This is a genomic window from Streptomyces rectiverticillatus (assembly GCF_013394065.1).
In the GTDB taxonomy this organism is placed as follows: Bacteria; Actinomycetota; Actinomycetes; order Streptomycetales; family Streptomycetaceae; genus Streptomyces; species Streptomyces rectiverticillatus.
Map to the genome: position 1 here is coordinate 7,488,456 of NZ_CP040752.1, position 24,488 is coordinate 7,512,943.

The 24,488-nt window shown below is 70.7% G+C and carries 18 protein-coding genes and 2 pseudogenes; 9 read left to right on the plus strand and 11 right to left on the minus strand.

Annotation, left to right across the window (positions count from 1 at the left end; genetic code table 11):
• Nucleotides 1–149 precede the first annotated feature (149 nt).
• On the plus strand, nt 150–1,712 hold the full coding sequence (locus FGW37_RS32455) for an FAD-dependent monooxygenase (RefSeq protein ID WP_179084346.1): 1,563 nt from the start codon (nt 150–152) through the stop codon (nt 1,710–1,712).
• 125 nt (nt 1,713–1,837) lie between these two features.
• On the opposite strand, the pseudogene FGW37_RS34310 reads toward FGW37_RS32455, so the two are convergent.
• The 3 genes and pseudogenes from FGW37_RS34310 to FGW37_RS32470 all read right to left on the minus strand — a co-directional run.
• Nucleotides 1,838–1,924 (minus strand): annotated as a pseudogene (locus tag FGW37_RS34310) (Tn3 family transposase); the annotation flags it as partial.
• 146 nt (nt 1,925–2,070) lie between these two features.
• On the minus strand, nt 2,071–2,670 hold the full coding sequence (locus FGW37_RS32465; RefSeq protein WP_179084348.1) for a hypothetical protein: 600 nt from the start codon (nt 2,668–2,670) through the stop codon (nt 2,071–2,073).
• A 104-nt stretch (nt 2,671–2,774) separates the two neighbouring features.
• The gene (locus FGW37_RS32470; RefSeq protein ID WP_179084349.1) at nt 2,775–3,581 is read right to left on the minus strand and encodes an inositol monophosphatase family protein; all 807 of its coding nucleotides are present in this window, start codon (nt 3,579–3,581) and stop codon (nt 2,775–2,777) included.
• Nucleotides 3,582–3,643: 62 nt separating this feature from the next.
• On the opposite strand from FGW37_RS32470, the gene FGW37_RS32475 reads away from it, so the two are divergent.
• On the plus strand, nt 3,644–4,375 hold the full coding sequence (locus FGW37_RS32475; protein WP_179084350.1) for a TetR-like C-terminal domain-containing protein: 732 nt from the start codon (nt 3,644–3,646) through the stop codon (nt 4,373–4,375).
• A 99-nt stretch (nt 4,376–4,474) separates the two neighbouring features.
• Here the strand turns inward: FGW37_RS32475 and FGW37_RS32480 are convergent, their stop codons facing one another.
• Complete coding sequence (locus FGW37_RS32480) at nt 4,475–5,746, minus strand: phosphatase PAP2 family protein (protein ID WP_425506674.1); 1,272 nt, start codon at nt 5,744–5,746, stop codon at nt 4,475–4,477.
• Nucleotides 5,747–6,246: 500 nt separating this feature from the next.
• Here FGW37_RS32480 and FGW37_RS32485 point away from each other — a divergent pair, with 500 nt between their 5' ends.
• Nucleotides 6,247–7,323 carry a glycosyl hydrolase family 18 protein gene (locus tag FGW37_RS32485; RefSeq protein WP_179084352.1) on the plus strand — a complete coding sequence of 359 codons (1,077 nt, stop codon included), beginning with the start codon at nt 6,247–6,249 and terminating at the stop codon, nt 7,321–7,323.
• A 49-nt stretch (nt 7,324–7,372) separates the two neighbouring features.
• Here the strand turns inward: FGW37_RS32485 and FGW37_RS32490 are convergent, their stop codons facing one another.
• The 4 genes and pseudogenes from FGW37_RS32490 to FGW37_RS32500 form a co-directional block, all read right to left on the minus strand.
• Entirely contained in the window at nt 7,373–7,681 is a 309-nt protein-coding gene (locus FGW37_RS32490) for a hypothetical protein (RefSeq protein WP_179084353.1), read from the minus strand.
• 207 nt (nt 7,682–7,888) lie between these two features.
• Nucleotides 7,889–8,020, minus strand: a pseudogene (locus FGW37_RS33735) (cytochrome P450); the annotation flags it as partial.
• Between the two features lie 355 nt (nt 8,021–8,375).
• Nucleotides 8,376–8,900, minus strand: coding sequence for a DUF6817 domain-containing protein (locus FGW37_RS32495; protein WP_179085034.1), 525 nt, complete (start codon nt 8,898–8,900; stop codon nt 8,376–8,378).
• Between the two features lie 122 nt (nt 8,901–9,022).
• Nucleotides 9,023–10,099 (minus strand): hypothetical protein, encoded by a 1,077-nt coding sequence (locus FGW37_RS32500; protein WP_179084354.1) that lies wholly within the window; start codon nt 10,097–10,099, stop codon nt 9,023–9,025.
• 395 nt (nt 10,100–10,494) lie between these two features.
• On the opposite strand from FGW37_RS32500, the gene FGW37_RS32505 reads away from it, so the two are divergent.
• The 5 genes from FGW37_RS32505 (at nt 10,495) to FGW37_RS32525 (ending at nt 20,548) form a co-directional block, all read left to right on the plus strand.
• Nucleotides 10,495–10,728 carry a hypothetical protein gene (locus FGW37_RS32505; protein WP_179084355.1) on the plus strand — a complete coding sequence of 78 codons (234 nt, stop codon included), beginning with the start codon at nt 10,495–10,497 and terminating at the stop codon, nt 10,726–10,728.
• Between the two features lie 225 nt (nt 10,729–10,953).
• A complete protein-coding gene (abc-f, locus tag FGW37_RS32510) occupies nt 10,954–12,600 on the plus strand; it encodes a ribosomal protection-like ABC-F family protein (RefSeq protein WP_179084356.1) in 1,647 nt (548 codons plus the stop codon).
• Between the two features lie 448 nt (nt 12,601–13,048).
• Nucleotides 13,049–19,123: an FG-GAP-like repeat-containing protein gene (locus tag FGW37_RS33945; RefSeq protein ID WP_179084357.1), complete on the plus strand. Its 6,075-nt coding sequence runs from the start codon at nt 13,049–13,051 to the stop codon at nt 19,121–19,123.
• Nucleotides 19,120–19,551: a hypothetical protein gene (locus tag FGW37_RS32520; protein WP_179084358.1), complete on the plus strand. Its 432-nt coding sequence runs from the start codon at nt 19,120–19,122 to the stop codon at nt 19,549–19,551. Before FGW37_RS33945 ends, FGW37_RS32520 begins: the two co-directional genes overlap by 4 nt.
• Nucleotides 19,552–19,726: 175 nt before the next feature.
• Nucleotides 19,727–20,548 (plus strand): lipase family protein, encoded by an 822-nt coding sequence (locus tag FGW37_RS32525; RefSeq protein ID WP_179084359.1) that lies wholly within the window; start codon nt 19,727–19,729, stop codon nt 20,546–20,548.
• A gap of 10 nt (nt 20,549–20,558) precedes the next feature.
• Here the strand turns inward: FGW37_RS32525 and FGW37_RS32530 are convergent, their stop codons facing one another.
• Nucleotides 20,559–21,323 carry a maleylpyruvate isomerase family mycothiol-dependent enzyme gene (locus FGW37_RS32530; protein ID WP_179084360.1) on the minus strand — a complete coding sequence of 255 codons (765 nt, stop codon included), beginning with the start codon at nt 21,321–21,323 and terminating at the stop codon, nt 20,559–20,561.
• A 71-nt stretch (nt 21,324–21,394) separates the two neighbouring features.
• Nucleotides 21,395–22,723, minus strand: coding sequence for an aldehyde dehydrogenase family protein (locus tag FGW37_RS32535; protein ID WP_179084361.1), 1,329 nt, complete (start codon nt 22,721–22,723; stop codon nt 21,395–21,397).
• A 160-nt stretch (nt 22,724–22,883) separates the two neighbouring features.
• Here FGW37_RS32535 and FGW37_RS32540 point away from each other — a divergent pair, with 160 nt between their 5' ends.
• Nucleotides 22,884–23,885, plus strand: coding sequence for a hypothetical protein (locus tag FGW37_RS32540; RefSeq protein ID WP_179084362.1), 1,002 nt, complete (start codon nt 22,884–22,886; stop codon nt 23,883–23,885).
• 58 nt (nt 23,886–23,943) lie between these two features.
• Here the strand turns inward: FGW37_RS32540 and FGW37_RS32545 are convergent, their stop codons facing one another.
• The gene (locus FGW37_RS32545) at nt 23,944–24,423 is read right to left on the minus strand and encodes a VOC family protein (RefSeq protein WP_246430693.1); all 480 of its coding nucleotides are present in this window, start codon (nt 24,421–24,423) and stop codon (nt 23,944–23,946) included.
• Between the last annotated feature and the right edge of the window lie 65 nt (nt 24,424–24,488).

Sequence of the window (24,488 nt, forward strand, 5' to 3'; positions counted from 1 at the left end):
GCGGCCGGCGGGTGCGGTAGCCGAGCAAGAGCGCGGACGGCCTGCTTCCCGTCCATCCTCGCGGCGCCGGTCCCTTGACATCGTGGCGCCTGTTGTGGCTGGTCAGGGCGGTGAAATGGCCTCTTTGGGCCTCGGTCATAGTGGGCGCCATGAACTATGACGTAGTAGTGGCCGGAGGCGGCCCGGTCGGTCTGATGCTGGCCTGCGAGCTCCGGCTCGGAGGCGCGCGAGTGGCCGTCCTGGAGCGCCTCACCGAAGTGGATCCGACGATCAAGGGCGGGGCGATCACCACGCCCAGCGCCGAGGCGCTCTACCGCCGGGGCATGCTGCCCGCGCTGGCCGAGGTGCAGCAGCAATCAATGGACCGCTTCCACGCGTTCATGCGCGAGCGCAACGGCGGGGACGGAGGCGGGGCTGCGAGCCAAGGGCTCGGGTTCGTCGGGCACTTCGCCGGGATCATGCTGCGCGCCGACCTGGTCGACCGTACGGAGCCGGGCTTCGGCGACGCCGGACCCGCCGCCGAGATCGCTCTCGTGGCGCAGCAGGACATCGAGCGGCTGCTCGGCGAGCGGGCGGACGAGCTCGGCGTCGACGTGCGCCGGGGAGTGGAGCTGACCGGCTTCGACGCGGACGAGGAGGCCGTCACCGTGCGGACGAGCGACGGGGCGATACGCGCCGGCTGGCTCGTGGGCTGCGACGGCGGGCGCAGCACGGTCCGCAAGCTCGCGGGGTTCGAATTTCCCGGTACGGACCCGGAGATCACCTGTCACCAGGCGGTCGTGGAGATAACCGGCGCCGAGGACCTGAAAGTCGGCTGGACCGCCACGGACACCGGGGTGTACGCCTACGGGCCGATGCCGGGGCGCGTCGTCACCGTGGAGTTCGACGGCCCGCCGGCCGACCGGGGCGCGCCGGTCACCGCCGAGGACCTCCAGGCGCGGCTGCGCCGCGTATCCGGCGTGGACGTCACGATCACCGGGGTGCGGACCGCGACCCGCTTCACCGACCACGCCCGCCAGGTCACCGAGTACCGCAAGGGCCGGGTGCTGCTGGCGGGCGACGCGGCGCACGTGCACTCCGCGTTCGGGAGCCAGGGGCTGAGCCTGGGCATCGGGGACGCGATGAACCTCGGCTGGAAGCTCGCCGCGGTGATCGCCGGCCGGATGCCCGAAGGGCTGCTGGACACGTACACCTCCGAACGGCACCCGGTCGGCGCGCAGATCCTGGACTGGACCCGGTCCCAGGTCGCGGCCATGCGCCCGGACCCGCAGTCCCGGGCCCTGCGCGAGATCGTCAGCGACCTGGCGGAGACGGTCACGGGCACCACGTACCTCACCGCGCGGCTCAACGGCGCCGGGGTGCGGTACGAGCTGCCGGGCGAACACCCGCTGACCGGCAGCAGCACCCCGGACCTCGAACTCACCGACGGCACCCGCCTCGCGGACCACCTCCGCAGCGGCCGGGCGCTCCTGCTCGACCTCACCGACGACCCGGAGCTCCGCGCCCTCGCCGCGGGGTACGCCGACCGTGTCGACACCCTGACGGCCGGCTGCCCGTCCCGCCCGAAACTGGCGGCGCTCCTCGTCCGTCCGGACGGCTTCACGGCCTGGGCGGCCGACGCGGGGGCGCAGGCGCCGACGTCGACGGCCGGGCTGGCGGAGGCGCTGGAGGAGTGGTTCGGAGTGCCGGAGGGTGCGGTGACTCCGGGCTGATCCGCCGCTCTGCTGACTGACTGAAACCACGAGCCGATCCCACCCACGGCCGCTGCACCCACCCGGTGCGGCGGCCGCCCGCACCCCGGTCCCGGCCCGGCAGCGGCCCGGAGCTCTCACCGGCAGTACCGGCCGAGCATGTTGACGTGGTGCCGTACGAACGGGGAGAGGCGGGCCACGTCCTCGTCGCGGACGTCGAAGCCGTCCGCGCGCTGCGGGTCTCCAGGACAGTACGACGACGCTGTCGCAGACGCCACCACTGACCTTGTGAGGCCCGGTGCCGGCCGCCCTGAGCGCCCGGCCCGTGGCCGGGCGCTGGTCTGGGGCTCGTGGAGGGTCAGGAGCACATTGCTGGTGTTCAGTAGAGCTTGTTCACCGCAGTGCGGGTGGTGTTTCTGAAGCCGCTGACGGGGGCGTCCTTGAACGTGCCCATCTGGCCCCAGTGCACCACGGTGACCGTCCGGCCGTCCCGGCCCACGGAGAAGAGGTGGGCGTCGCTGCCCGTCTCGGCGCGCGTCGTCTGCACCCCTTGCACGTGGGCGCCGTCCGCTACCTGAACCGTGCCGAAGTCGCGCCACGTGGCGCGCGTTCCCGGATCCTCCTGCTCGACCTTTCCGGCGCAGTCCTTGACCGCCTTGTTCAGCAGCCCGGCCAGTGTCTTGGCGCGCGACGCGTCGCGCTCGACCACGGTCACCTGCACGGCGCTCGTGTCGAGGTCCGTCCAGAACGCCCGGTGCCGCGAGGTCGCTCCCGGCAGCACCTCACCCACGCAGAACGGCAGCGGGTCCGGCACACCGCTCGTCACCGCCCCGCCGTGCCAGTCCGTTCCGGCCCGCGCAGGCAGGTCCGCCGGGTCGAGGAACGCCGGCACACCCGGTGCCGCGGAGGCGTTCGACGCGGCCACGACGACCGCGGCAGCGGCCGCCAGGACGGCGACGGCAGGACGATGACGTCTCATGGGAACTCCCCGGAAAGAATGAATAGTTGGTATCCGATTGTCGCAAAGAAATGCCGTCCGCTCCGGGCGAGAACGCGAACGCGGCCGTAGCCGCGGCCGCAGCCCTAGCCCCGACCGAGGATCATCGACATCAGCAGGCCGTGAGTCTCAGCGTCCGCGGCCGCTACGAGCCCTCGCCCTGCCCGCCCGACCGGAGCGCCGTCAACTCCGGTGACGACGCAGCCGGCGGCCCGGCACAGAGCGATACCGGCGGCGAAGTGGACGCTCCCGGCCAGGTCGCCGCCATCGGTGACGTACGCGGCACGTTTGCCGGCCGCGACCCACGCCAGCGCCAGCGTCGTCGACACGACGCGCGGCCGGAACCGCTCGACGAAGCCGGGGTGAGCGAGCAAGTCCACAGCCCTGAATCCGGGCGCGCTCGGAAAGGGCGGATCCAAGTTCACGTCCACCAGCCGGGTGGCCGCCGTCGGCGCCAGTTGCGTGTCGCCCTCGTCGCGCCGCACCCGAGCGGTGGCACCGTCGGTGAAGAAGACCTCGCCACTGAACGGATCGGCCACCGCGGCCGGACCGTTGCGCAATGCCACGTTGACGGCGACGAGCGCGCTGCCGACGGCATAGTTGAGCGTGCCGCACAAGGGGTCCACCAACCACTGGCGCACCGCGTCAGCCGCACCTCGCTGCCCGCCCTCCTCGCCGAACACCGCATCCACAGGCCGCGCAGCACGAATGACGCCGAGGATCGCTTCCTCAGCCGCCACATCGGCGTCAGTGGCAAAGTCCCCGGCACCCTTGTCCATGCGGGTGAGACGCTGCCCGTACCTGGCGCGCACGGCCTCGGCGCCGGCACGCGCGGCAGCTATCGCAACTTCAGCGTCGTCAGCATCGTCAAGTCTCGCAGTTGAGTTGATCACGGCGTGCAGGGTAGAGGGCCGCGGCACCCGGAGCCGTTGCAACCGACAGATACGGTTCGGCCATGGAAATTTCCCGATCAAGCACCACTGATGAGAAGAACACCGGGCTGTCAGCGGTCATCAAGAGCACCGCGCGTCAGCTGCTGCTGAAGGTGGGCGCCGGAGGGCTGTCCCTGGAGGCCGTCGCGGACAGCAGTGGACTTGAGGTCACCGACGTGACAGCCGTTTTCCCGCATCGCAACGACCTGCTGACCGCGCTGGTCATCGATGCCTACAACGAGTCCGGCGCCGCGATGGAGCAGGCCGACCAGGCGGCCGGGGACGCCGAGGCGTCGGCGGGTGCGCGGCTGCTCGCGGTCACTCGCGCACTGCGGAAGTGGTCGTTCGACAATCCCGCCGAGTTCACGCTGATTTATGGCTCGCCCGTCCCCGATTACCACGCCCCGCAGGACACGGTCCCGCCCGCTTCGCGCACCCCTGCGGTGCTGGCCGCGATCGTGCGGTCGGCGCTGGAGGCCGGTGAACTCACCCCACCCCGGCGCACGGTGGCAGGCCCGCCGCTGCTCCTGCCGGAAGCCGTGGAACTCTTCGGCGGCGTGCCCGACGCACCGTTCTCGGACGTCATCGAACGCGGCATCGTGCTGTGGAGCAACCTGATCGGGCTCCTGGTGTTCCAGGTCTTCAGCCGTACCCACGACAGTGTCCGGGACGAGTCCGCGTTCTTCGACTTCGCCGTCGCCGTGGCGGCAGAAGGTATCGGACTCGTGGTTCCTGCAGGCGAGAACACCGACTAGGCGCCGCTCGCCGTGTACGCGGCCCCGGACGAGGGACCCGGGCCGTCCCGGTCGTCCGTGGGTCGCTGTCCTCGGAGGACCGGGCGCTGCTGGTGGCCGTCAAACCAGTTCGGGTTGCGGTTCCGGCTGCCGTGCCGGTGCGGTCTTCGGTTCCCACAGTTTGGTGGTCCGTACGTAGCCGTAGATCACTGAGATCATCGCCAGAATGAGAAGCGGTCCGAACACCCACGGGTGCTCGGCCATTTCCATCGGCAGATAGCGATAGGAAACCAAGTACGCAGCGAAGACCGTTGCGCCGTAAGCGACCAGCTGGATTCCTGCCCGGTCCCAGCCCCGTTCCTGTGCGCGCAGCGCCGCTTCGATCGTGAGCGTGAACACCACGCCGGCGATAATGTCCGTGCCGTAGTGGTAGCCGAATCCCAGCGTCGCGCCGAGCGTGGCAATCAGCCAGAACGCGCCCCCGAATCGCAGAATACGCGGGCCCTTACGCGAATGAATGAATATCGCGGTAGCCCACGCCGTGTGGAGACTGGGCATGCAGTTGCGTGGGGTGATCTCGTCGAATGGCATGTCGTGCGGGGTAATGATGGGCGTCGGCGTGTTCGGCCACAGGTCTGCCACCGCCCAGTGCCCGCCGTCGGCGCCGTAGGCGAAGATCGGTCCTACCACCGGGAAGATCATGTAGATGCCCGGCCCGAGGAGGCCGATCACCAGAAAGGTGCGCACCAGATGATGGCTGGGGAAGCGGCGCTCGGCCGCCACGTTGCGCAGCTGGTACAGCGCGACGAGGACCGCGGCCACCGCAAGCTGAATGTAGACGTAGTCGAGAACGTGGTCGCCGATCGTGCCGGTGGCCTTGACGATCCGGCCTGCCAGCCATGACGGGTTGCCCAGCGCGTGATCGGCGACTGCCACGTACTGGTCGAGCACCGCGGGGCGCGTCTTCGACGTGATGAGCAGCCAGGTGTCGCCGGTCTTGCGGCCGGCCACCAGCAGCAGGCCCAGGCCGACGGCCTTCAGCAGCAGGACGCGTTCCCGGCCGGTGCGGCGCGTGACAGCGATGACCGCATAGCCCAAAATCACCCACAACGCGCCGTTGCCGAACATCATCTTGGCGTCGACGGCCCACCGGACCAGAAAGAAGGCGATGTCGATGCCTATCGCGACGCCGGCCGCGATGAATCGCTCCCGCCAGGTGAGCACCACCATCATCAACGCCATGCTGGCGTACAGCAGCGGACCAGATTTGGGGGCGAATATCACCTCTTTCACCTGGTTGGTCATCGGCCCCGGTAGACCGTAATGACGCGCGGCGATCTCCAGCGTGATGAAGAATCCGAGGGCCACCACGCCTATCGTGGCCCACAGGATCGTCCGTGGTTGACGCCACGCGGCGAACGTAATTCTGCGGTTTATTCGGGAAAACACCCGCGATGCTATAGATATCAATTATTTGGCCGATTTGTTAGTTGTCAATTAAATATGTCACTCTTCGTGCCGGATAGCCTGTTTTCCGGTGAAGGACGGGCGATGCGGTACTCGTCATGAGTCGGATCATGCTATCGGAGTGGTGCGGGTGGGTTTCGGGGGTTACGGGTGGTGGCCGGTTGACTGCGCTCGACGGTCCGGCGCGGCTTGGGGTGATCATGAAGATCTCGGCGTCCGGGCGGGCATGCGTGAAGCTCGGTACGGCAGCACGGCAGCACGGCAGCACGGCAGCACGGGACAGGCGAGGCGGAGCCGGTCGACGCCGCTGCGGACAGGGGAGTGGCGTAACTCACCGTCTCGCGACTCACCGTCTCGCGGCCCTCGGAAGCCCGAGTGGGCCAGCGCGGCTCGCCCGCCGGACACCCACGTACCACGCTGGGTGAATGGCCCGCAGACACGCCGTCGCCGCCGTCCTGACCGGAGTCGTCGCCCTCCTGGGCGCGCTGCTTCCCGCCACCGCGACCGCCGGACCGCCCCCCTCCCGGATCACGGAGCAGCGCACCGTCTCCGCCTGGCTGCCGTTCTGGGAAGCAGGCGCCTACCAGGACGCGCTCGCCCACGCCGATCAGCTCCACACCGTCAGCCCCTTCTGGTACGAGGTCACCGCCGCTGACCGCATCGAGGAACACACCGGCGCAGGCGACCGAACTGTGATCGACGGCCTGCACCGGGCCGGGATCAAGGTGGTGCCGACCGTCACCGAGAGCCTGGACGCCGCAGGCATGGCACGCCTGACGGGCGACCCGAAGACCCGAGCTGCGCACGTCGAAACCCTGGTGCGCCTGGTCACCGGCCGCCCGTACGACGGCCTCGACCTCGACTACGAGAAGATGAACCAGGCCGGCACCGCCCCCGCCGTCGTCCAGCAGGTGCGTACGGGCTTCAACGCCCTGGTCAGCGAGGTGTGCAGCCGCCTGCACGCCCTGCACAAGGAGTGCACGGCCGCCGTCTTCCCCCGTACGGCGACGCGCGACGAAGGCCCGGTCTACGACTACGCGCACCTCGGCCGCGTCCTCGACCGACTACGGATCATGGGCTACAACCTGCACAACGCCCTGGACCCGCCCGGCCCGCTGTCCAGCCCGGCGTGGTACGAGGGCATCCTGCGCTATGCGACCGCGCGCGTACCCGCGCGGAAAATCGAGATGGGCATCCCCGCCTACGGCTGGGACCACCGCGTGGGCGACTCGGCCCGCGCCACGCACCGCACGTCCCGCGAGGCCGAAGCGCTGCGACAGCGCGTCGGCGCGCCCTACACCCTCGACCCCGGCTCCAGGACACCGCACTTCACCTACACCGAGGCCGGCCGGCAGCGCGAGGTCTGGTACCAGGACGCGCGGGGGATCGCCGCCCACCTGCCCGTCCTGCGCAAGTACGGAGTCGGCCACACCGCACTGTGGGCACTGGACTTCGAGGACCCGCAACTGTGGCCCACACTTGCGGGACTCCCGTCCCCGTAGGCGCTCGGCCCGGCCGCCCGGCCGCCCGGCGTTCATGGCCGGCTGTGGCTCAGCCTCCGGGCGGGTTCATGCCGTGAAGACATTCGGGGAAGCCCGTCAGCTCCGGAGCCGCCGCTGAAGGGAGGGAAGACAGCTGCGAGGGAACACGGACGAACAGCGTCGGCCCGAAGGCATTGCAGGCCACGCCGACGGCCTGCCCGATCATCGGCGAGCGCGCCGGTGCCGCCGGTGCCGGCGGGGCAGGGGAGGCGAGGACGGCGGCAGCGGGGGCGGCCGATGCGGCCACCATGAGCAGGCCGACGCCGATGCCGATGCCGGCGAGGACGTGGCCCGGCGGAGGCCGGTGGGACGAGATCATGGGGTCGAGCATGCAGCCGGGAACCGGTACGTAGCTGTAGGGACACAGCGACACCCCTCGAGTGGGTGACGGCCCGCCACTCGGGCAACCGCGCCGAGTAAGGCCCTCCGCCTCAGGCCGCGTAGCCGGGCACCGCCTCCGCCGCGGCTACGGCTATGGCTACGGCTACAGATGAAGCCGGACCGGAAGTGGCCGTACGCGCGCTCGTCGTGGCAGCGCCGGCTGTTCCGGGTGCGTGCACAGCGCCCGTACCGCGTTGGTGATGAGGTTGAGCGTGGTCTCGTGCGCGGCGATGACCATCAGCAGCAGGGTGCCGACCAGTTCGCGGTCGGTGAGCCGGGGGCGAAGTGCTCACGCAGGTCGACCACCCCGGAGGGCCCGCCCTACGGCCCTGCGCCGCCTCGCCGAGCGCGTGCAGCAGCCGGGCCGTCAGCTCCTCGACGCGAGGCCGTAACCCCTCGATGCGGCGAGGCGTGCACACCTGGGTGACCAGCCCGCGCAGCCGGCGCGGCGACCTCGCCGGGCAGAACCACGGGAGCTGCGGCCCCCGTGCACGCAAACGCTCGTTGGCTGCGTGCCGGCCGTCTCCCGTCGGGTCGAGACGGTGCGGTGCGTCGGACCGGTCCGGCATCTGAGGCTCCTCGGGGTGCGCAGGGTGGAGGGCGCTGAGGGCTGCAGCAAGGTCAGCGGCCGATCAGGGGTCGGCTCGGCCCAGCACGCTGCGGCAGTGTGCCCAGGCCCGCTCGGACAGCAGAGGCCGCCATCGGGTGAACAACGCGAGCAGGTCCGCACCGTGGAGGGCGCGCATCTGTGGGCTGACCGCGGCGATGTCCAGCTCGTTCGCGGCGGTGAGTTCGGCGAAGTCCCGACGCGCTTCGGGGCTCGGACGCGTCCGGGTGCCGGTGAACCGGTCGGTGAACAGGCCCGTGTCATCGGTCAGTCCGTGGTAGGAGGACTTCCGGTCGCAGGAGGCGTAGAAGTAGACGAGTGCCTCGGCCTCGGTGCCGATCGCCTCGGCCGGCTCCGCCCGGTGCCCCAGGTCCAGCAGCGCGACGGGGAAGCCGTCGGTCCCGTAGAACGCGTGACACAGCCCGGCCGACACCAGCGCCGGGCGAGCGCCCCACGAAGAGAGAAGGGCGCTGACCCGCTGAAGGTGTGCCAGCAGCGTGCCGCCGGGGTGCTCGATCCCTTCGGCCCCGGCCGCCTGCAACATCGCCATCGCTTGTGCGGTCACTTCAACACCACCCGACCGGAGGGTCGTTCAGCAATCGGTGCCGCACTTGATGATAGGAGCGCCGGTCGCCGGGCGCCCGCTGCGGGGCGCGGACGACGAACCGTCAGCTAGTCGCCGCCACCACCGCCCCCGCCACCGTCACCACCCCCGCCGCTGTCTCCACCATCGCCCCCGCCCCCGCTGTCGCCGCCGTCCGCGCCCCAGCCGTCGCTGCCGCCGGGCTCGTTGTCGTCGCTGCCCTTCCCGAGGTTGCTGAACCAGGGACGGTCCCATCCCGCGTCGGTGGCGATCGGCTCGCCGCCTCCCCCCACCGGACGCCGCCGCTCCGACCGGAACCGCGCCGAGCCCGTCGTGTCCCCGAGCCCGAAGGCAACGGCGAAGGCCTGTGCCATGACGGCATCCTGCGGGTCGGGGCTCTCGTACTGCACGGGAGCCAGCGGCAGCAGTACCGTGCCCGGCTCGAGCACCGGGCGGCGCGGGGGACGCGTCAGCAGGGCGACGCGCCGGTCGTTGCGCAGCAGCCACGAACTCACCGCGTTCTCTCGGCGCAGCACCCAGTACTGCCCGGGCAGTCGAACCTCCACGGAACTCTTGGACTTGCGCAGCTTCCTCTTGAGTACGAGCTCCGCTGCAATGTCGCCGACAGTCAGACGCAGGCCGTTGGAGGGTGCGGGAGAATCGCGGTAGAAGCCGTGCGGCGCTCGGATCCGTACGGCGGGGGCACCAAGTCCCCAGACGTCCACGCGCACCAGACGCCGGTCCACAGCGACGGCGACCGGCCCGGCGGGCCCCGGCGCGTACCGCCGCGCGATCCACAGCGGTACGCCCTCGGCCCGGGCTCGGGCCGCCAGAGCCGCCACCTGCTCGGGCCCACCACACTGCCGTACGGCCAGTTCTCCCAGCTTGCCGGCGAACGCGGCGGCCTCCCGCACCTTCACCGGCGTGGCGGTGCCGGTGACGCGGGTCACAGGGACGATCCCGGGCCCCTGCGCCAGCCGCTCCAGCGGGCGCTCCGCCCCACCGCCCCCGAGCCAGCACGAGCGCAGGAACGCCTCGGCCATGGCGCCGAGGTTCAGCTCACTCAACGGCGTGGTCGCGCCGCCCCTCCGCAGCCCGTCCTCGGTCAACTCCACGGTCCGCGCCAGCGGATTCCACGACCGCTCGCTATAGAGCACCTGGCTCACAACAACCCCCATACCTACGCGGCCCAGCTCAGCAGAGCCCACCCTCACACACCCCGGCCCCGGCCCGTCAGTGAGGTGGCCCGACCGGATCGGCCGAGCTCGGCACAGGGGGTGCGTATGGGGCGGGGAGCCTGCGGCCGGCGCCTTGCCGCGCGGGCTTCCCGCTCATGCGCGGCTCCTCCGGCGGGTGTGCGGCGGCTGAGGTCCGTGCGCGGTGTCAGCCTTTCGGCCCAGCGTGGCGCGCGGAGACGGGGAGGAAGGGAAACCGCTCGTTCTTGGTACTGCCCGGGTGTGCGCGGCCTTCACGTCCGCCGAACTGGGAAACCTTGGGCTAAGTTCGAATCCTGTCCGATCGGTCGGGGGTAGAGACCGAACAACGAACTGTGGAGGTTGACATGGCTGGATTCCTCGACCGGGCCAAGGAGCAGGCCCAGAGCGCCCTGAACCAGGGAAAGCAGAAAGTGGACGAGATCCAACAACAGCGAGCCGGAAACGATCTGCTCCAGAAGCTCGGCGCGGCCTACTACGCGGAGCGGCGCGGCTCGGGCTCGCCCGACGCGACCCAGGACGCGCTGAGCGCTCTGGAGGCCCATATCGCCGCCCACGGGGACGGCTTCCTGCGCGGGTAGCCCCCGCGGGTAGCCCCGCCACCCGGAACACGCCGCGCTGTCGGCCGGGGCGCTGACCGACACGCGCTGCACTCGCGCGCCTTCACGGGCGGAAGGGATGGCGGCGAGACGCATCGTCTTGTTATAGTGAGTGCATGGCTTTCTTCTACTTTCTCTGAGTCCGGGCACGGCCGACGCCGCCGTTTCTGCTGCCCGTAGACACTTCGCATCCCCAGGGAAAGCCAGATGCGCGAACGCGCCCACACCGCTGTGCCCGCTGCCGTGGCGCAGCTGTCCGTCAAGGACGTCACCAAGTCCTACGGCACCCGGACCGTCCTCGACCAGGTCTCCTTCACCGTCCGCCCGGGCGAGAAGGCCGCCGTCATCGGTGAGAACGGCTCCGGAAAGTCCACCCTGCTGCGGCTGCTCGCCGCGGCCGAGGAGCCCGACGCCGGAGAGCTCACCGTCAGCTTCCCCGGCGGTACCGGCCGCCTCGCCCAGACCCTCGACCTCGACCCGGACCGCACCGTGCAGGACGCCGTCGACCTCGCCCTCGCCGAACTGCGCGACATGGAGCGCCGGCTGCGTACGGCGGAGGAGCGCCTCGGCGAGGCATCGGAGGGCGAACTCGACGCGTACGGCGAGCTGCTCATCGCCTACGAGGAACGCGGCGGATACGAGGCGGACGCCCGTGTCGACGCCGCCATGCACGGGCTCGGGGTCGCCGGGATCACCCGCGACCGCGTGCTCGGCTCGCTCTCCGGCGGCGAGCAGTCGCGGCTCGCGCTCGCCTGCGTGCTGGCCGCCGCCCCCGAGCTGCTGCTCCTCGACGAGCCGACGAACCACCTCGACGCAGCGGCCGTGCACTGGCTTGAGGAGCACCTGCGTGCCTACCGCGGCACCGTCGTCGCCGTCACCCACGACCGCGGCTTCCTGGAGCGCATCGCGACCACGATCCTTGAGGTCGACCGGGACGCGCGCACGGTGCACCGGTACGGCGACGGCTGGGCCGGCTACCGCGCCGCAAAGGCCGCCGCCCGGCGCCGCGCGGAGCAGGAATACGCCGGCTGGCTCCAGGAGGTGGCCCGTACCGAGGAACTGCTCGGGGCCGCCGGGAAGCGGCTGGCCACCACCGGCAAGGACCCGCGGCAGGGATTCGGCAAGCACCGCCGCTCGCACGAGGCGAAGCTCGGCGGGCAGGTGCGGGCCGTCCGGGAGCGCCTGGCCCACCTGCAGCGCAACCCCGTGGCGGCGCCGCCGGAACCACTGCGGTTCACGGCGGCGCTGTCGGCGGCAGGCGGCGAGCACCCTGTCGACCGCCCGCTCGCCGAGCTCGACGGCATAGCGGTCGGCGAGCGGCTGCGGCTGGACGGGCTGCTGGCGATCGCGCCGGGGCAGCGGCTGCTCGTCACCGGCGAGAACGGGGCGGGCAAGACGACGCTCCTGCGCGTCCTGGCGGGCGACCTGGAACCGGATGCGGGCGCGGTGCGCCGCCCTGCCCGGATCGGCTACCTGGCACAGGAGCTGCCCGCGCGCTCCACGCGGCTCCCGCTGCTCGCCGCCTTCGCGACCGGACGGCCCGGACTGCCGGAGGAATACGCCGAACGGCTGCTGGCGCTGGGCTTGTTCCGCGAGGAGGACCTGCACGTCCCGGTCGCTTCGCTGTCCGCAGGACAGCAGCGGCGGCTGCAGATCGCGAGCCTGATAACCCGGCCCGCGGACCTCCTCGTACTCGACGAGCCGACGAACCACGTCGCGCTCGACCTGGTCGAAGACCTGGAGGCGGCGCTCACGGCGTACCCGGGAGCGGTCGTCGCGGTCTCGCACGACCGCGGCTTCCGCGAGCGGTTCCCGGGGGAGCGACTGGAGCTGCGCGGCGGCCGGAGGCGCTGACCGTCGTCCGCGTTGCGGCGAGATCCAGCCACGTGGCCACCGGATCGCACTGTTGACAGCACCCACCTGCGCTTTACTGCACCCCGCTCCGCCCCGCATCAGCGAGTATCGGACATTTATTCGGCACCTCCTGTGGGGATTCGATCAGATGGGGAGTATCTGTGTGTTTCCTATGGGGGGTGTGTGACGAGTGTTGCGATCTACGCGGCCTACGCGATCTATGGGGCCGACACGGCCGATGCGGCCTACGCGGCCAACACGGCGAAGAGTCGCCCAACTGCTTTCCTGCCTACTGGCGTTCGTCCTCATGGCCGTAGCCGGAGTCACCGAAACAGCCTGGGCCCGGACCGCACCACCCCTCGTACCCGACCGGACCGCCCCGCCCCCCATACCGCCGTCCCCACTCCTGACCCGTACCGCGAAGGACCTGCCCAAGCCTCCCCGGCCGATGACCCTGCCCGAGCGGCGCAAGCAGCTCGACGCCACCCGCGGCGGCACCGGCCCGATGCGTGAGTTCGTCCGGCCCCGGCCGCCGGCCCGGTCGGCGAAGCCCGAGAGCCCGCCTGCCGGGGCCCTGCAGAAGGGCCCGGCGGCCTCCGCCAAGGGCACCAGGGGCGCCCCGGGCCTCAAGGCACCCGCAGGCACGGCGCCCAACCCGGACTGGGTGTCCGCCTCCGCCTCCGCCTACCCCGGCATGCTGTCCATCGGCGGGCAGGTGAAGTTCTCCGGCGTCGACGCCACCAAGCTCTCCAGCATGTGGCTCTACGTCATGGACGAGGAGAAGAAGCCGGTCCTCCAGCAGGAGATCAAGAAGGCCGACGGCAACCCCCAGGGCAGGTACCTCGAAAGCGGAGCCTGGTGCTACGGCTGGTGGCCCAAGAACTCCTACCCCGCCGACCAGTGCTTCTGGTGGACCTCCAGCCTGCTCAACGGTCACCTGAAGGACGGCAAGAAGTACTACGCCTGGATCTTCCTCACCGCCACCGACGGCTCCTCCAGCCCCGGCGGCACCACCTCGCCCTTCGTCGAGGCCTTCTACACCCCCGACATCCCCGGTGCCCAGGCAGGGCTGTGCACGTGCTACGCCCAGGAGCACCGTGCCGACCCCATCAACACCGCCACCGGCATGTACTACGAGAAGATCACCGATGCCTCCCTCGCCGGCGCCGGCAAGCCCTTCTCGCTCGACCGCTACTACCGCTCCGACTCGGCGGCCACAGGCTTGCTCGGCCGCGGCTGGTCCACCCCCTTCGACAGCAAACTCACCCTCGCCTCCGACAGGGCCACGCTCCAGACGGACGACGGCGCCCAAGTCGTCTTCAAGCTGTCGAACGGTGCGTACACCACCCCGGCCGGATCGGTGCTGAAGCTCGCCAAGTCGGGCTCCTCGTACGTCCTCACCTCGATCGACCACACCCGGCGCACCTACAACGCCTCCGGTCAGCTCACCTCCGTCACCGACGCGAGCGGCCACGGCCTCACCATCGGCTATGCGTCCGGCCGCCCCGCGACCGTGAAGGACACCGCCGGCCGCACCGTCGAGTTCACCGTCGACGGCGCCGGCCTGCTGACCAAGGCGGCACTGCCCGACAACACCACCGTCACCTACGGCTACACCGGCGGTCTGCTCACCTCCGCCACCGACCAGCTCGGCAGGACCACCGCCTACACCTACGACGGCGCCAAGCGCCTGGCCACCTTCACCGACGCCGAGGGCGGCAAGGTCACCAACACCTACGACGCCGCCGGCCGGGTGAAGTCCCAGACCGACAGCGCGGGCAAGACCACCACCCTCACCTGGGACGACAAGCGCGAGTCCCACGTCACCGACCCCAACGGCGGCGTCTGGACGGACGTCTACTCCGGCAACGTGCTGCTGGAGAGCACCGACCCGTACGGCAAGACCGTCTCCTACAGCTACGACCGGCAGCTGCGCCCGGTGTCCATCACCGACCAGCTCGGCAACACCACCGAGATGACCTACGACGGCTCCGGGCGGATGCTCACCCGCAAGGCCCCGGCCTCCGCGGGCTACACCGAGAGCTGGACCTACGACGGGGCCGGCAACGTCACCGGCCACACCGACGGCCGCGGCAAGACGTCGAAGTACACCTACACCTCCGGCAACCAGCTCGAGACCAGCACGGACCCGGACGGCGGGACGGTCACCTACACCTACTCCCCGCTCGGATCCCTCGCGAGCATGCGCACCCCGCGCGGCAAGACCGTCACCTACGACCACGACGCGGCCGGCAACCGCACCGCCGTGACGACCCCCCTCGGCGAGAAGACCACCTTCCGCTACGACGCGGCCGGGCGGATCACCGAGAAGACCGACCCCCGCGGCAACGCCCAGGGCGCGAACCCGGCCGACTTCACCACGACCTACACCTACGACGGCCGCGGACTGCTGCGCACCGCCAAGGACCCGCTGGGGCACACCACCGTCTACGGCTACGACGGCGTAGGCCGGCTCACCTCGGTCAAGGACCCGACCGGCCGCACCGCCGCCTACGAATACGACGGCGAGAACCGCCTCACCAAGACCCTCAACCCGGCCGGCAAAGCCGTCACCCGCGCCTACGACGCCAACGGCAACCTCACCGCCGTCACCGACGCCCTCGGCAACAAGACGACCTACGCCTACGACAAGGCCAACCGTCTGATCGCCGAGGTCTCGCCCCGCGGCAATGCCCAGGGCGCCAACGCCGCCGCCTACACCACCAGCTACGGCTACGACGCCGCCGGCAACCGCACCACCGTCACCGACCCCACCGGAGCCGTCACCACCACCGGCTACGACGCACTCGGCCGGCCCGTCTCGGTCACCAACCCGCTCAAGCAGGTGACCAAAACCACCTACGACGCGAACGACAACATCGCCACCGTCACGGACGCGCTCGGGAAGGTCACCCGCTACACCTACACCGGCACCGGCCTGACGGACACCGTCACCGACCCGCTCGGCAAGAAGACCGACTACGGCTACGACGCCGACGGCCACCGCACCAGCGAGACCACCCCGCTGGGCCGCAAGACCACCTGGACGTACGACGACGACGGCCGCACCGCCACGCAGACCGACCCGCGCGGCAACGCCCAGGGCGCGAACCCGGCCGACTTCACCACGACCTACACCTACGACGCCGCCGGCAACGTGACCAAGGTCCGCGACCCGCTCGGCGGCACCGCCGTCACCGGCTACGACGCCCTGAACCACGTCGTCTCGGCCACCGACGCACTCGGCAGGACCACCAGAACCGCGTACGACGAGCTCGGACGCGTCGCCAAGGTCACCGGACCCGACGGCGCCGTGACCGCCTACACGTACAACACGGCCGGTGACCTCGCCACCCGCACCGACCCCAAGGGGCACACCACCAGCTTCGCCTACGACGACGCGGGCCGTCGCACCACGGTCACCGACCCGCTCGGCCGCAAGAAGTCCTTCGGTTACGACGCCGACGGCAACACCAACCGGATCACCAACGCCCGCGGCACCACCGCCACCGTCACCGTCGACCCCCGCGGCCTGCCCACCGCAACCGCCTTCACCGACGACACCCCCGGCACCACCCTCGCCTACGACGCCCTCGGCCGCCGCAAGTCCGTCACCGACGCCACCGGCACCCGGGCCTACTCCTACGACCCGGTCGGCCGGCTGACCGGCGTCACGCCGGGGGCGGGCAAGGGCGCCTACGGCTACACCTACGACGACGCCGGGCGCCTGACCTCCCGGACCGTCGACTACACGGCCCCCAAGCCCCTCGACTGGAGCGGCTCGGCCCTCACCGCCGGCGCCGACCTCGACGGCGACGGCACCACCGACGTCGTCGCCACCGACGCCAAGAGCGGCGTGCGCACCTTCCTCGGCCGCGCCGACGGCACCTTCGCCGCGGGCGGCGCGCTCACCGGATCCGGCACCGGCTTCCAGCAGATCCTGACCGCCGAGTTCACCGGCGACGGCAAGCCGGACCTGCTGGCCGTCGACAAGGCCACCGGCCACCTGTGGCGCTACACCGGCGACGGCAAGGGCGGCTTCGCCGCGCCGGCCGACCTCGGCGCGAGCTGGGGCCCGATGACCCTGACCGCCGGGGACTTCAACAGCGACGGCAAGCCCGACCTCCTCGCCGTCAGCTCCGGAGCCAACCGGCTCTACTTCTACCCGGGCGACGGCAAGGGCGGCCTCGGCGCCCGCACCGACCTCGGCAGCGGCTGGGGCACGTACCGCATCACGCTCCTGGAGTACACCGGCGACGGCAAGCCCGACATCCTCGCCGTCAACCCCGGCGACGGCCACCTCTACCTCTACCCCGGCGACGGTAAGGGGGGCTTCGGCACCCGCACGGACCTCGGCGCGGGCTGGGGAGCCATGCACCTGGTGCCGGGCGAGTTCAACGGCGACGGCAAGCAGGACTTCCTCGCCGTCGACACCGCCGCGCACAAGCTGCGCTTCTACCCGGGCAACGGCACCGGCGGCTTCGGGACGTACGTCCTCCAGTCCGACGACTGGACCCCGTACGGCATCCCGCTCCCCGCTCGCACCGCATCCTCGGACCGCCCCGGCATCGTCGCTGCGGCAGGGTCCCGGCTGCGCACCTGGAAGGGCGACGGCAAGGGACGTTTCACCGACGCGGCCGACGCCACGGCTCCGGGCAGCGGATCGAGGGTCGGCTACGGCTACGACGCCGACGGCCGCCGGACCTCCCAGACCGGTGCGGCCGGAACCATCACCTACGACTACGACCCCGCCGGGAACCTCGGCACCACCACGCTCCCCGCGGGCAACGGCCACACCGAGAAGCGCGCCTACGACAACGCCGGCCGTCTCACCTCCGTCATCAGCGCCAAGGGCGGCACCGTCCTGTCCGGCCGGCAGCTGACTCTCGACCCGTCCGGCCGGCCCACCCGGGTCGCCACCACCCGCGCCGGACAGCCCGACGACTACCGCTACTACAGCTACGACTCCGCCGGCCGCCTCCTCACCGACTGCACCTCCGCCACCAAGGCCGACACCTGCCCCGCCGCCGACACAGCCACCACCTACACCTACGACCCCGTCGGCAACCGCAAGACCCGGAGCCGCAACGGCACCACCACCTCGTACACCTACGACGACGCCGACCAGCTCACCTCGGCCGCCGCCGGATCCACCACCCGCGGATTCACCTACGACGCCGACGGCAACCGCACCGGCGCCGGGGACGACACCTTCCGCTACGACGCGGCCGGCCGCCTCGCCTCGGTGACCTCCGGCTCCGACACCTACACCTTCGGCTACGACGCCGACGGCAACCGAGTCACGGCAGGCAAGGGCGGCAAGCGCCTGCGCACCACGACCTGGGACGTCAACGGCCCGCTCGCCACCGCCGGCACCGAGTACGACGGCGAGGGCGCCCTGAGCGCCGAGTACCAGTACAATCCCCTCTCCCAGGTCCAGGCACAGACCGGCCCCGGCGGCGCCCTCTTCCACCACCACGACCAGCTCGGCTCGGTCACCGACACCACCGATGCGGCGGGAGCCGCCCAGAGCAGTTACACCTACGGGGCGTTCGGCGAGACGGAGCGGACCGACATCGCCAAGAACCCGCCTGCCAACCCCTTCACCTTCGCCGGCGGCTACGCCGAACCCGCCACCCCGGCGGCCGGCCTCTACCTCAGGGCACGCGACTACGACCCGGCCATCGGCCGCTTCACCGCCAAGGACCCGGCCCCCGCAGCCATCCACGACCCGTACATCTCGACGTACGCCTACGCCAACAACACCCCCACCCGCTTCACCGACCCCACCGGCCTCAAGGCCGACGACCCGAACAACGACCGCGTCGACTCCTTCGGCGAGGGCGTCGAGATCTTCGGCGACGGCTTCGTCCAGGGCCTGAAGATGCCCTTCGAGTTCGTCGGCGACCTCTACAACGCCTTCACCGGCAAGAACGGCGGAGCGGGCGGCTTCTTCGACAAATACGTCCCCGTACGCCCGGCCTACACCCTCTACCGCGCCTCGTACCACTTCTCGAAGCAGGGCTGCGAAGAGCTCTCCGAGGTCTACCGCAAGGCCGCCGACGAACTCGCCGCACAGGTCGCCCTCGTCGGCCTCGGCGGACTGCGCGGCTGGCAGCGCAAGGTCGCCCAGGAGGAGACCAGCGTCCTCGGCTCCGAGGGCCTCTCGTCCAAGCCCGGCAAGGGCGGCGGCGACGGGCCACCGCCGCTGCGCCAGGCGTACATCAACGAGGTCGAGGCCCTCTCCCAGCAGGCGGCGTCGATGCGGGCGGCCGGCGCCACGCCGGAGACCATCGCGCGCACCCTGCACCAGGCCCGCCGCGACCTGGGCGTGAAGTACAAGGACCTCACCCCCGAACCGCTGCGGAGCGAGATCTACCAGCGGAACCTGCAGAAGTACGGTGACAAGCTGGGCCCGACGATCGACTGGCTCCGCGCCAAGGGCAAGACCTGGGAGCAGATCATCGAGAGCGCGACCCGCACCGGCGGGCAGGACCTCGGACTGGGGAAGAAGCAGGAATGAGCACGACGAGCATCACGGTGCGGTCCTTCGACCGCTTCGACGAGGCGGCTGCCTTCGACCCGGCGAGCGGAGAGCTCGGCCCGTGCACACGGGCCGGCTCCCCACCCCCGGGACAGGCACCCGCCGGGCACTACGGCGAGCTGGGCGGGGTCCCGGTCGTGCTCTACCGCACGGCCGGCGGCCTCCGCCTGCGGCTGGGGGAGCGGGACGTCGCCCTCGACGGCCGCCTGGAGATCCGGCACGAACGGTCCGCCGACCGCTGCCTGCTGACGGTCGGCACGACCACCCTCACCTACCCCGCCCCGGACACCCTGACCGATCCGGAGGACGATCCCACGGCCTTCGCCGAGGCGGAGGACTTCGACATGGGCCTGTTCGTGGCCAACGTGGCCGGTGATCCCGCCCGCAGGGAAATGGTCTACCGGTAGGGGCCCGCCCCGTCCGGGGCGGGCGCATCCGTCGGGGACGTTGAATCGCCTCGGTGTTCACTCGTTCAGGGGAAATTGGTACAGGAGTTCTTTGACGCGCATGTCTTTCGGAAACGGTTGTGATGCGACTGTGATGCGACGTCCTCATGTCACCGGCCCGTGAAAGGGAGCCTCCGTGCCCGTGCCCACAGCGATCGACCACAAGGCCCGTACCTACAGCCTGGCGCACGCCTACTGGCTGGCCCAGGCGGCCGACCTCTCCTACAAGGACGAGGCCACCATCGAGAAACAGGCGCGGAACTGGGGCTTCGACCGGGTGCGGCACCACAGGACGCGGTTCACGCCGCCCTTTCCGCTGGAGGACACCCAGGCCTTCACGATGGCCAGTGACGACATGATCATCACGGCCTTCCGGGGCACGGAACCCGCGCAGATCCGCGACTGGCTCTCCGACGCGACTACCCCGCCCTGGCCGGGGCCGGCGAAGACGGGCTACGTCCATTACGGCTTCGGTCAGGCCCTGGAGTCCATCTTCCCGGAGGTGAAGAAAACCCTCCACGAGTACCGGACGAACGGTCAGACCGTGTGGTTCACCGGCCACAGCCTGGGCGGCGCGCTGGCCATGCTCGCCGGCGCACGGCTGTATCTGGAGGAGCCGAAACTGCTGGCCGACGGCGTCTACACCTACGGTCAGCCCCGTACGTGCGACCGGCTGCTGGCGGCCGCGTGCAACAAGGGCTTCCAGCAGCGCCTGTTCCGGTTCGTGAACAACAACGACATCGTGCCGCAGCTGCCGCCCGAGCCCGCGTACACCCACGCCGAGGCCCTGCGGTATATCGACTCCGCAGGCAAGGTCCACGAAACCATGTCGTTCTTCGGCGGCCTCGTCGACCGGGCGAAGGGCCTGACGGCGGACCCCTTCGCGCCCGCGAGTGACGGCATGCGCGACCACTCGATCCGTAAGTACGTCGCCGCGCTGGAGAAGAACCTGGCCTGACCGGCCGTCGTCAGAAGGCCGAGTGAGTGAACCAGTGGGTGATCAGGTCCTGGTCGCCGAGCAGCTGGAAGGCGTCGCTGTCGCGGTCCCGGCGGCCGTAGAGGAGCAGGAGCAGGTCCGCGGCCGTTCCCCGGACCGTGGCGTCCGCCGTGCGGGACCGGGCGTCGCCGGTCACCGGCCCGAAGCCGTCGGGGCGCAGACGGATCAGCCAGTCGTCGTCGCCGTCCGTGCAGCCGAAGCGAATGGTCCGGTCAGGGCCGCGCAGTTCGGCGGTCCCGGGCGCGAAGAAGGAGGCGAACGGCAGGTTGGTGAGGAACTCGTCGATGCCGTCCACCGCCAGGACGCGGTCGATGTGCGGCGAGAGCCCGAGTGCGAGCTCGGCGTCGGCCCGGTGCACCAGCGTCTCGAAGAGCATGCGGCGGACCCAGAACCGGGCGTGCTGGTCGAGTCCCCAGGCCCACATCGGCGCGTCCGGATCCGTGGTGGCGAACACCTGGGCCGCCTCCGCGGCACCCGTGGCCAGCCAGTCCGGATAGCCGTCGGGCTGCTCCGGCAGGCGCAGGTCCACCTCGCGACTGGTCGGCGGCTGCTGGATGCGCCGGCTCAGCAGGACGGTGAACCAGCGGTGCACGCTGCCGGTGTGGCGCGTCAGGTCGGCCAGGGTCCAGCCGGGGCAGGACGGCACCGGGGTAGCCGGGTCGGCTCCCTTCACCGTGGCGATGAATGCGGCGGTCTCGGCCGCGACAGCCGTGCCGTGGTGGTGGGCTGGGTGCATTTCTGATGCCCTTCTGGTGTTGGTGCAGTCGGTGGGGGAGCGGGGGAGCGGGGGAGTGGTCAAGCCGGTGGTCAGGCCAGTGGCTTGTCGAGTACGGCCTTGGTGTGGCTGAAGGTGTCGATGGAGTACTCGCCGTGGTAGCGGCCCATGCCGCTCTCGCCCACACCGCCGAACGGCAGGTCGGGTACGGCCAGGTGGGAGACGGGCAGGCCGAAGGCCAGGGCGCCGGAGGAGGTTTCGTCGGCCAGCCGCTGCTTGGTCCGCGCCGAGTCGGTGAAGGCGTACAGGGCGAGCGGCTTGTCACGCTCGTTGACGAAGGCGATCGCGGCGTCCAGGTCGGGCACGCCGATCACCGGCAGGATGGGCCCGAAGATCTCTTCCTGCATCACGGGTGCCTTCGGGGAGACGTCCGCGAGAACGGTCGGGGCGAGGTAGCGGTTCGCCCGGTCGTGCTCCCCGCCGGTGACGATGCGGCCCTCGCCCAGAAGCCCGGTCAGCCGGTCGAAGTGCCGCTCGTTGACGATCCGCCCGTACTCCTCGTCGGCCGACGGGTCCTGGCCGTACTGCGCTCGGACGGCTGCGGCCAGGTGCTCTTCGAGCGCGGTGGCGGTGTCGCCGATGGCCAGTACGTAGTCGGGCGCGACGCACGTCTGACCGGCGTTGAGGAACTTGCCGCGGACGATCCGCCGGGCGGTGGCTTCCAGGTCGGTGCCGGGCTCGACCAGCACGGGGCTCTTGCCGCCCAGCTCCAGGGTCACGGGAGTCAGGTTCCGGGCGGCCGCGGCCATCACGATGCGCCCGACCGTGCCGTTGCCGGTGTAGAAGATGTGGTCGAAACGCTCTTCCAGGAGCGCGGTGGTCTCCGCGACGGCGCCCTCCACGACCGCCACGGCCTGCGGGTCGAGGTAGCGCGGCAGCAGCAGGGCCAGGGCTGCCGACGTCGCCGGTGCCAGCTCGCTGGGTTTGACCACGACCACATTGCCCGCGGCCAGCGCACCCACCAGCGGGGTCAGCGCGAGCTGCAGCGGATAGTTCCAGGGCGCGATGACCAGCACCACACCGAGCGGGTCACGGACCACTCGCGCTTCGGCCGGCTGAAATGCCTCGGGAACGGGCGCCGGCCGGGGAGCCAGCCACTCCGCCAAGTGCGCGACGGTGTGGTCCAGCTCGTTCAGAGCGAAGCCGATCTCGGTGCGGTAGGCCTCCTTCGGGCCCTTGCCCAGGTCCGCCCGGAGGGCGGCCAGGAGTACGTCGGCCTGTTCCGTGAGCAGCGTGCGCAGGGCCTGCAGCTGGCCGAGGCGCCAGGCCAGGGGCTTCGTACGGCCGGTGGCGAACCCGGCCCGCAGCCGGGCCACGGTGGTGGCGGGATCGGCGGCGGGCATGACATCCGGCAAAGGCATGAGGGGCTCCAGAGGGGTGCAGCAGAATTTAAAGAGGTCGATGATTCATGCACTTAAGTAATATGGTGAAGGTAAACCTCAATGGTTGAGGTTGTCAACTGATCTCGGGTGTCGCCGCCTGTGTTTGGATACGGCGTCGGCCTTGGGAAGAGGGGAAACCTTGACACGTACGACACCGCCGCGCCCACTGGACGTGGCGGCCGAGCTTCCGGAGCTGGCGGGCCTGGCCAGGACGGCCACCCGCCTGCACCCGCGCCGGGGTGCGCCCACCGTCCATGACAGTTCGGTGGGCGGTCCGCTGCTGTGGCCGGCGAGCGAGCCATGGCCGATGTACGAGCCGGTGCACGGGGCTTACGGGCCGTTGACCACGCTGGCGGATATCCACTCGCTGCGGAGGATCAGCGCGCAGGCGCGGTCGCGGCCGAGGGCGCCCGGAGAGGGCGGGCCGACCGAGCGGGAGACGGAAGTCATCGACCGGATCAGAGCCGGGTACGCGGTGGAACTGCTGCCGGAGGGGCCGCTGCCGCTGATTCCGCTCGTGCAGCTCTACGCCCGGGACGTACCCGGACTCCCGTGCCCCGAGGGGACGGACGTGCTCCAGGTGCTGTGGTCCCCGTTCGACGAGATCGAAGGGTGCTCCGGTGCCGTGCAACTGCGGTGGCGGCGGTCCTCGGACGTGCGGGAGATCCTGGCCGAGCCGCCCGAGCCCGCCTACGTCGACCAGAGCGATCACGTGCCGACGCCCTGTGTGCTGCATCCGGAACAGGTCCGGGAGTTCCCGCCGGTGCATCTCCTCACGGACGAGCAGGCGAAGCGCGTGGAGGTCTGGGCGGAGGAGCGGTCGGTGGACTACCAGGGAGCCCTGTCCGTCGCTCCCGGCTGGAAGCTGGGCGGCTGGCCCGCGCACTTCACCTACCGCTACCCGGCGCGCTCCGACGAGCTCCAATGCGGGGAGTGCGGCGGGCCCGTGGAGGCACTGCTGACCGTCGACAGCAGCGAGTGGGACGGATCGAGCCGCAGCTGGCGCCCGGTCGAGGACGTGGACGGACATCCGTACGCCACCTGCACACCCACGGTGGTGACTGTCGGTCGCGGCTGCACTCTGCAGATCTACGCCTGCGTCGGCTCGCCGTCCCACCTGCCACGTTCGATCATGCAGTAGTGCGCGGAGAACGGAATGCCGCGCGTCGCTCACACCGTGACCGCCCCTGTCTGTCTCTTCAGCCTCGGTAGGCGTTCTCCAGCTCCTGAATGTCGATTTTGTGCATCTCCAGCATGGCCTGCATGACCCGGTTCGCCGCAGCCCGATCCGGGTCGCCCAGCAGTTCGGTGAGCCGGCGCGGGGTGATCTGCCAGGACAGGCCGTACCTGTCTTTGAGCCAGCCACAAGGACCTTCCTCCCCGCCCTCGCTCAGCCGGCCCCAGAGCCGGTCGACCTCCTCCTGGTCCGCGCAGTCGACGCTGAAGGAGACGGCCTCGGTGAAGGTGAACTCCGGCCCTCCGTTGAGGGCGATGAAGTGCTGGCCCGCGAGAGTGAACTCGACGGTCATGACGGAACCCGGTGCGCCCGGCCCCGCTTCGCCGTAGTGCTGTACTTCGACGATGCGCGAGTCGTCGAAGACCGAGACGTAGTGGGCGGCGGCCTCCTCGGCCTGCCCGTCGTACCAGAGGAAGGGCTTGATCTTCTGAGTGATCTGCACGGTGACGAGTAGACCCGACTCCACGCCCGGAAGCCGCCCGACGCGCGCGAGGCGAGAGCGCCGTT

Bases quoted from the DNA above. Each gene is read 5' to 3' on its own strand.
- FGW37_RS32495 (WP_179085034.1), bottom strand. From the start codon at position 8,900: ATGGCGATGTTGCAGGCGGCCGGGGCCGAAGGGATCGAGCACCCCGGC.
- FGW37_RS32490 (WP_179084353.1), bottom strand. From the start codon at position 7,681: ATGATCTCGTCCCACCGGCCTCCGCCGGGCCACGTCCTCGCCGGCATC.
- FGW37_RS32535 (WP_179084361.1), bottom strand. From the start codon at position 22,723: ATGCCTTTGCCGGATGTCATGCCCGCCGCCGATCCCGCCACCACCGTG.
- FGW37_RS32475 (WP_179084350.1), top strand. From the start codon at position 3,644: ATGGAAATTTCCCGATCAAGCACCACTGATGAGAAGAACACCGGGCTG.
- FGW37_RS32485 (WP_179084352.1), top strand. From the start codon at position 6,247: ATGGCCCGCAGACACGCCGTCGCCGCCGTCCTGACCGGAGTCGTCGCC.
- FGW37_RS32520 (WP_179084358.1), top strand. From the start codon at position 19,120: ATGAGCACGACGAGCATCACGGTGCGGTCCTTCGACCGCTTCGACGAG.
- abc-f (WP_179084356.1), top strand. From the start codon at position 10,954: ATGCGCGAACGCGCCCACACCGCTGTGCCCGCTGCCGTGGCGCAGCTG.
- FGW37_RS32505 (WP_179084355.1), top strand. From the start codon at position 10,495: ATGGCTGGATTCCTCGACCGGGCCAAGGAGCAGGCCCAGAGCGCCCTG.
- FGW37_RS32455 (WP_179084346.1), top strand. From the start codon at position 150: ATGAACTATGACGTAGTAGTGGCCGGAGGCGGCCCGGTCGGTCTGATG.
- FGW37_RS33945 (WP_179084357.1), top strand. From the start codon at position 13,049: ATGACCCTGCCCGAGCGGCGCAAGCAGCTCGACGCCACCCGCGGCGGC.
- FGW37_RS32465 (WP_179084348.1), bottom strand. From the start codon at position 2,670: ATGAGACGTCATCGTCCTGCCGTCGCCGTCCTGGCGGCCGCTGCCGCG.
- FGW37_RS32530 (WP_179084360.1), bottom strand. From the start codon at position 21,323: ATGCACCCAGCCCACCACCACGGCACGGCTGTCGCGGCCGAGACCGCC.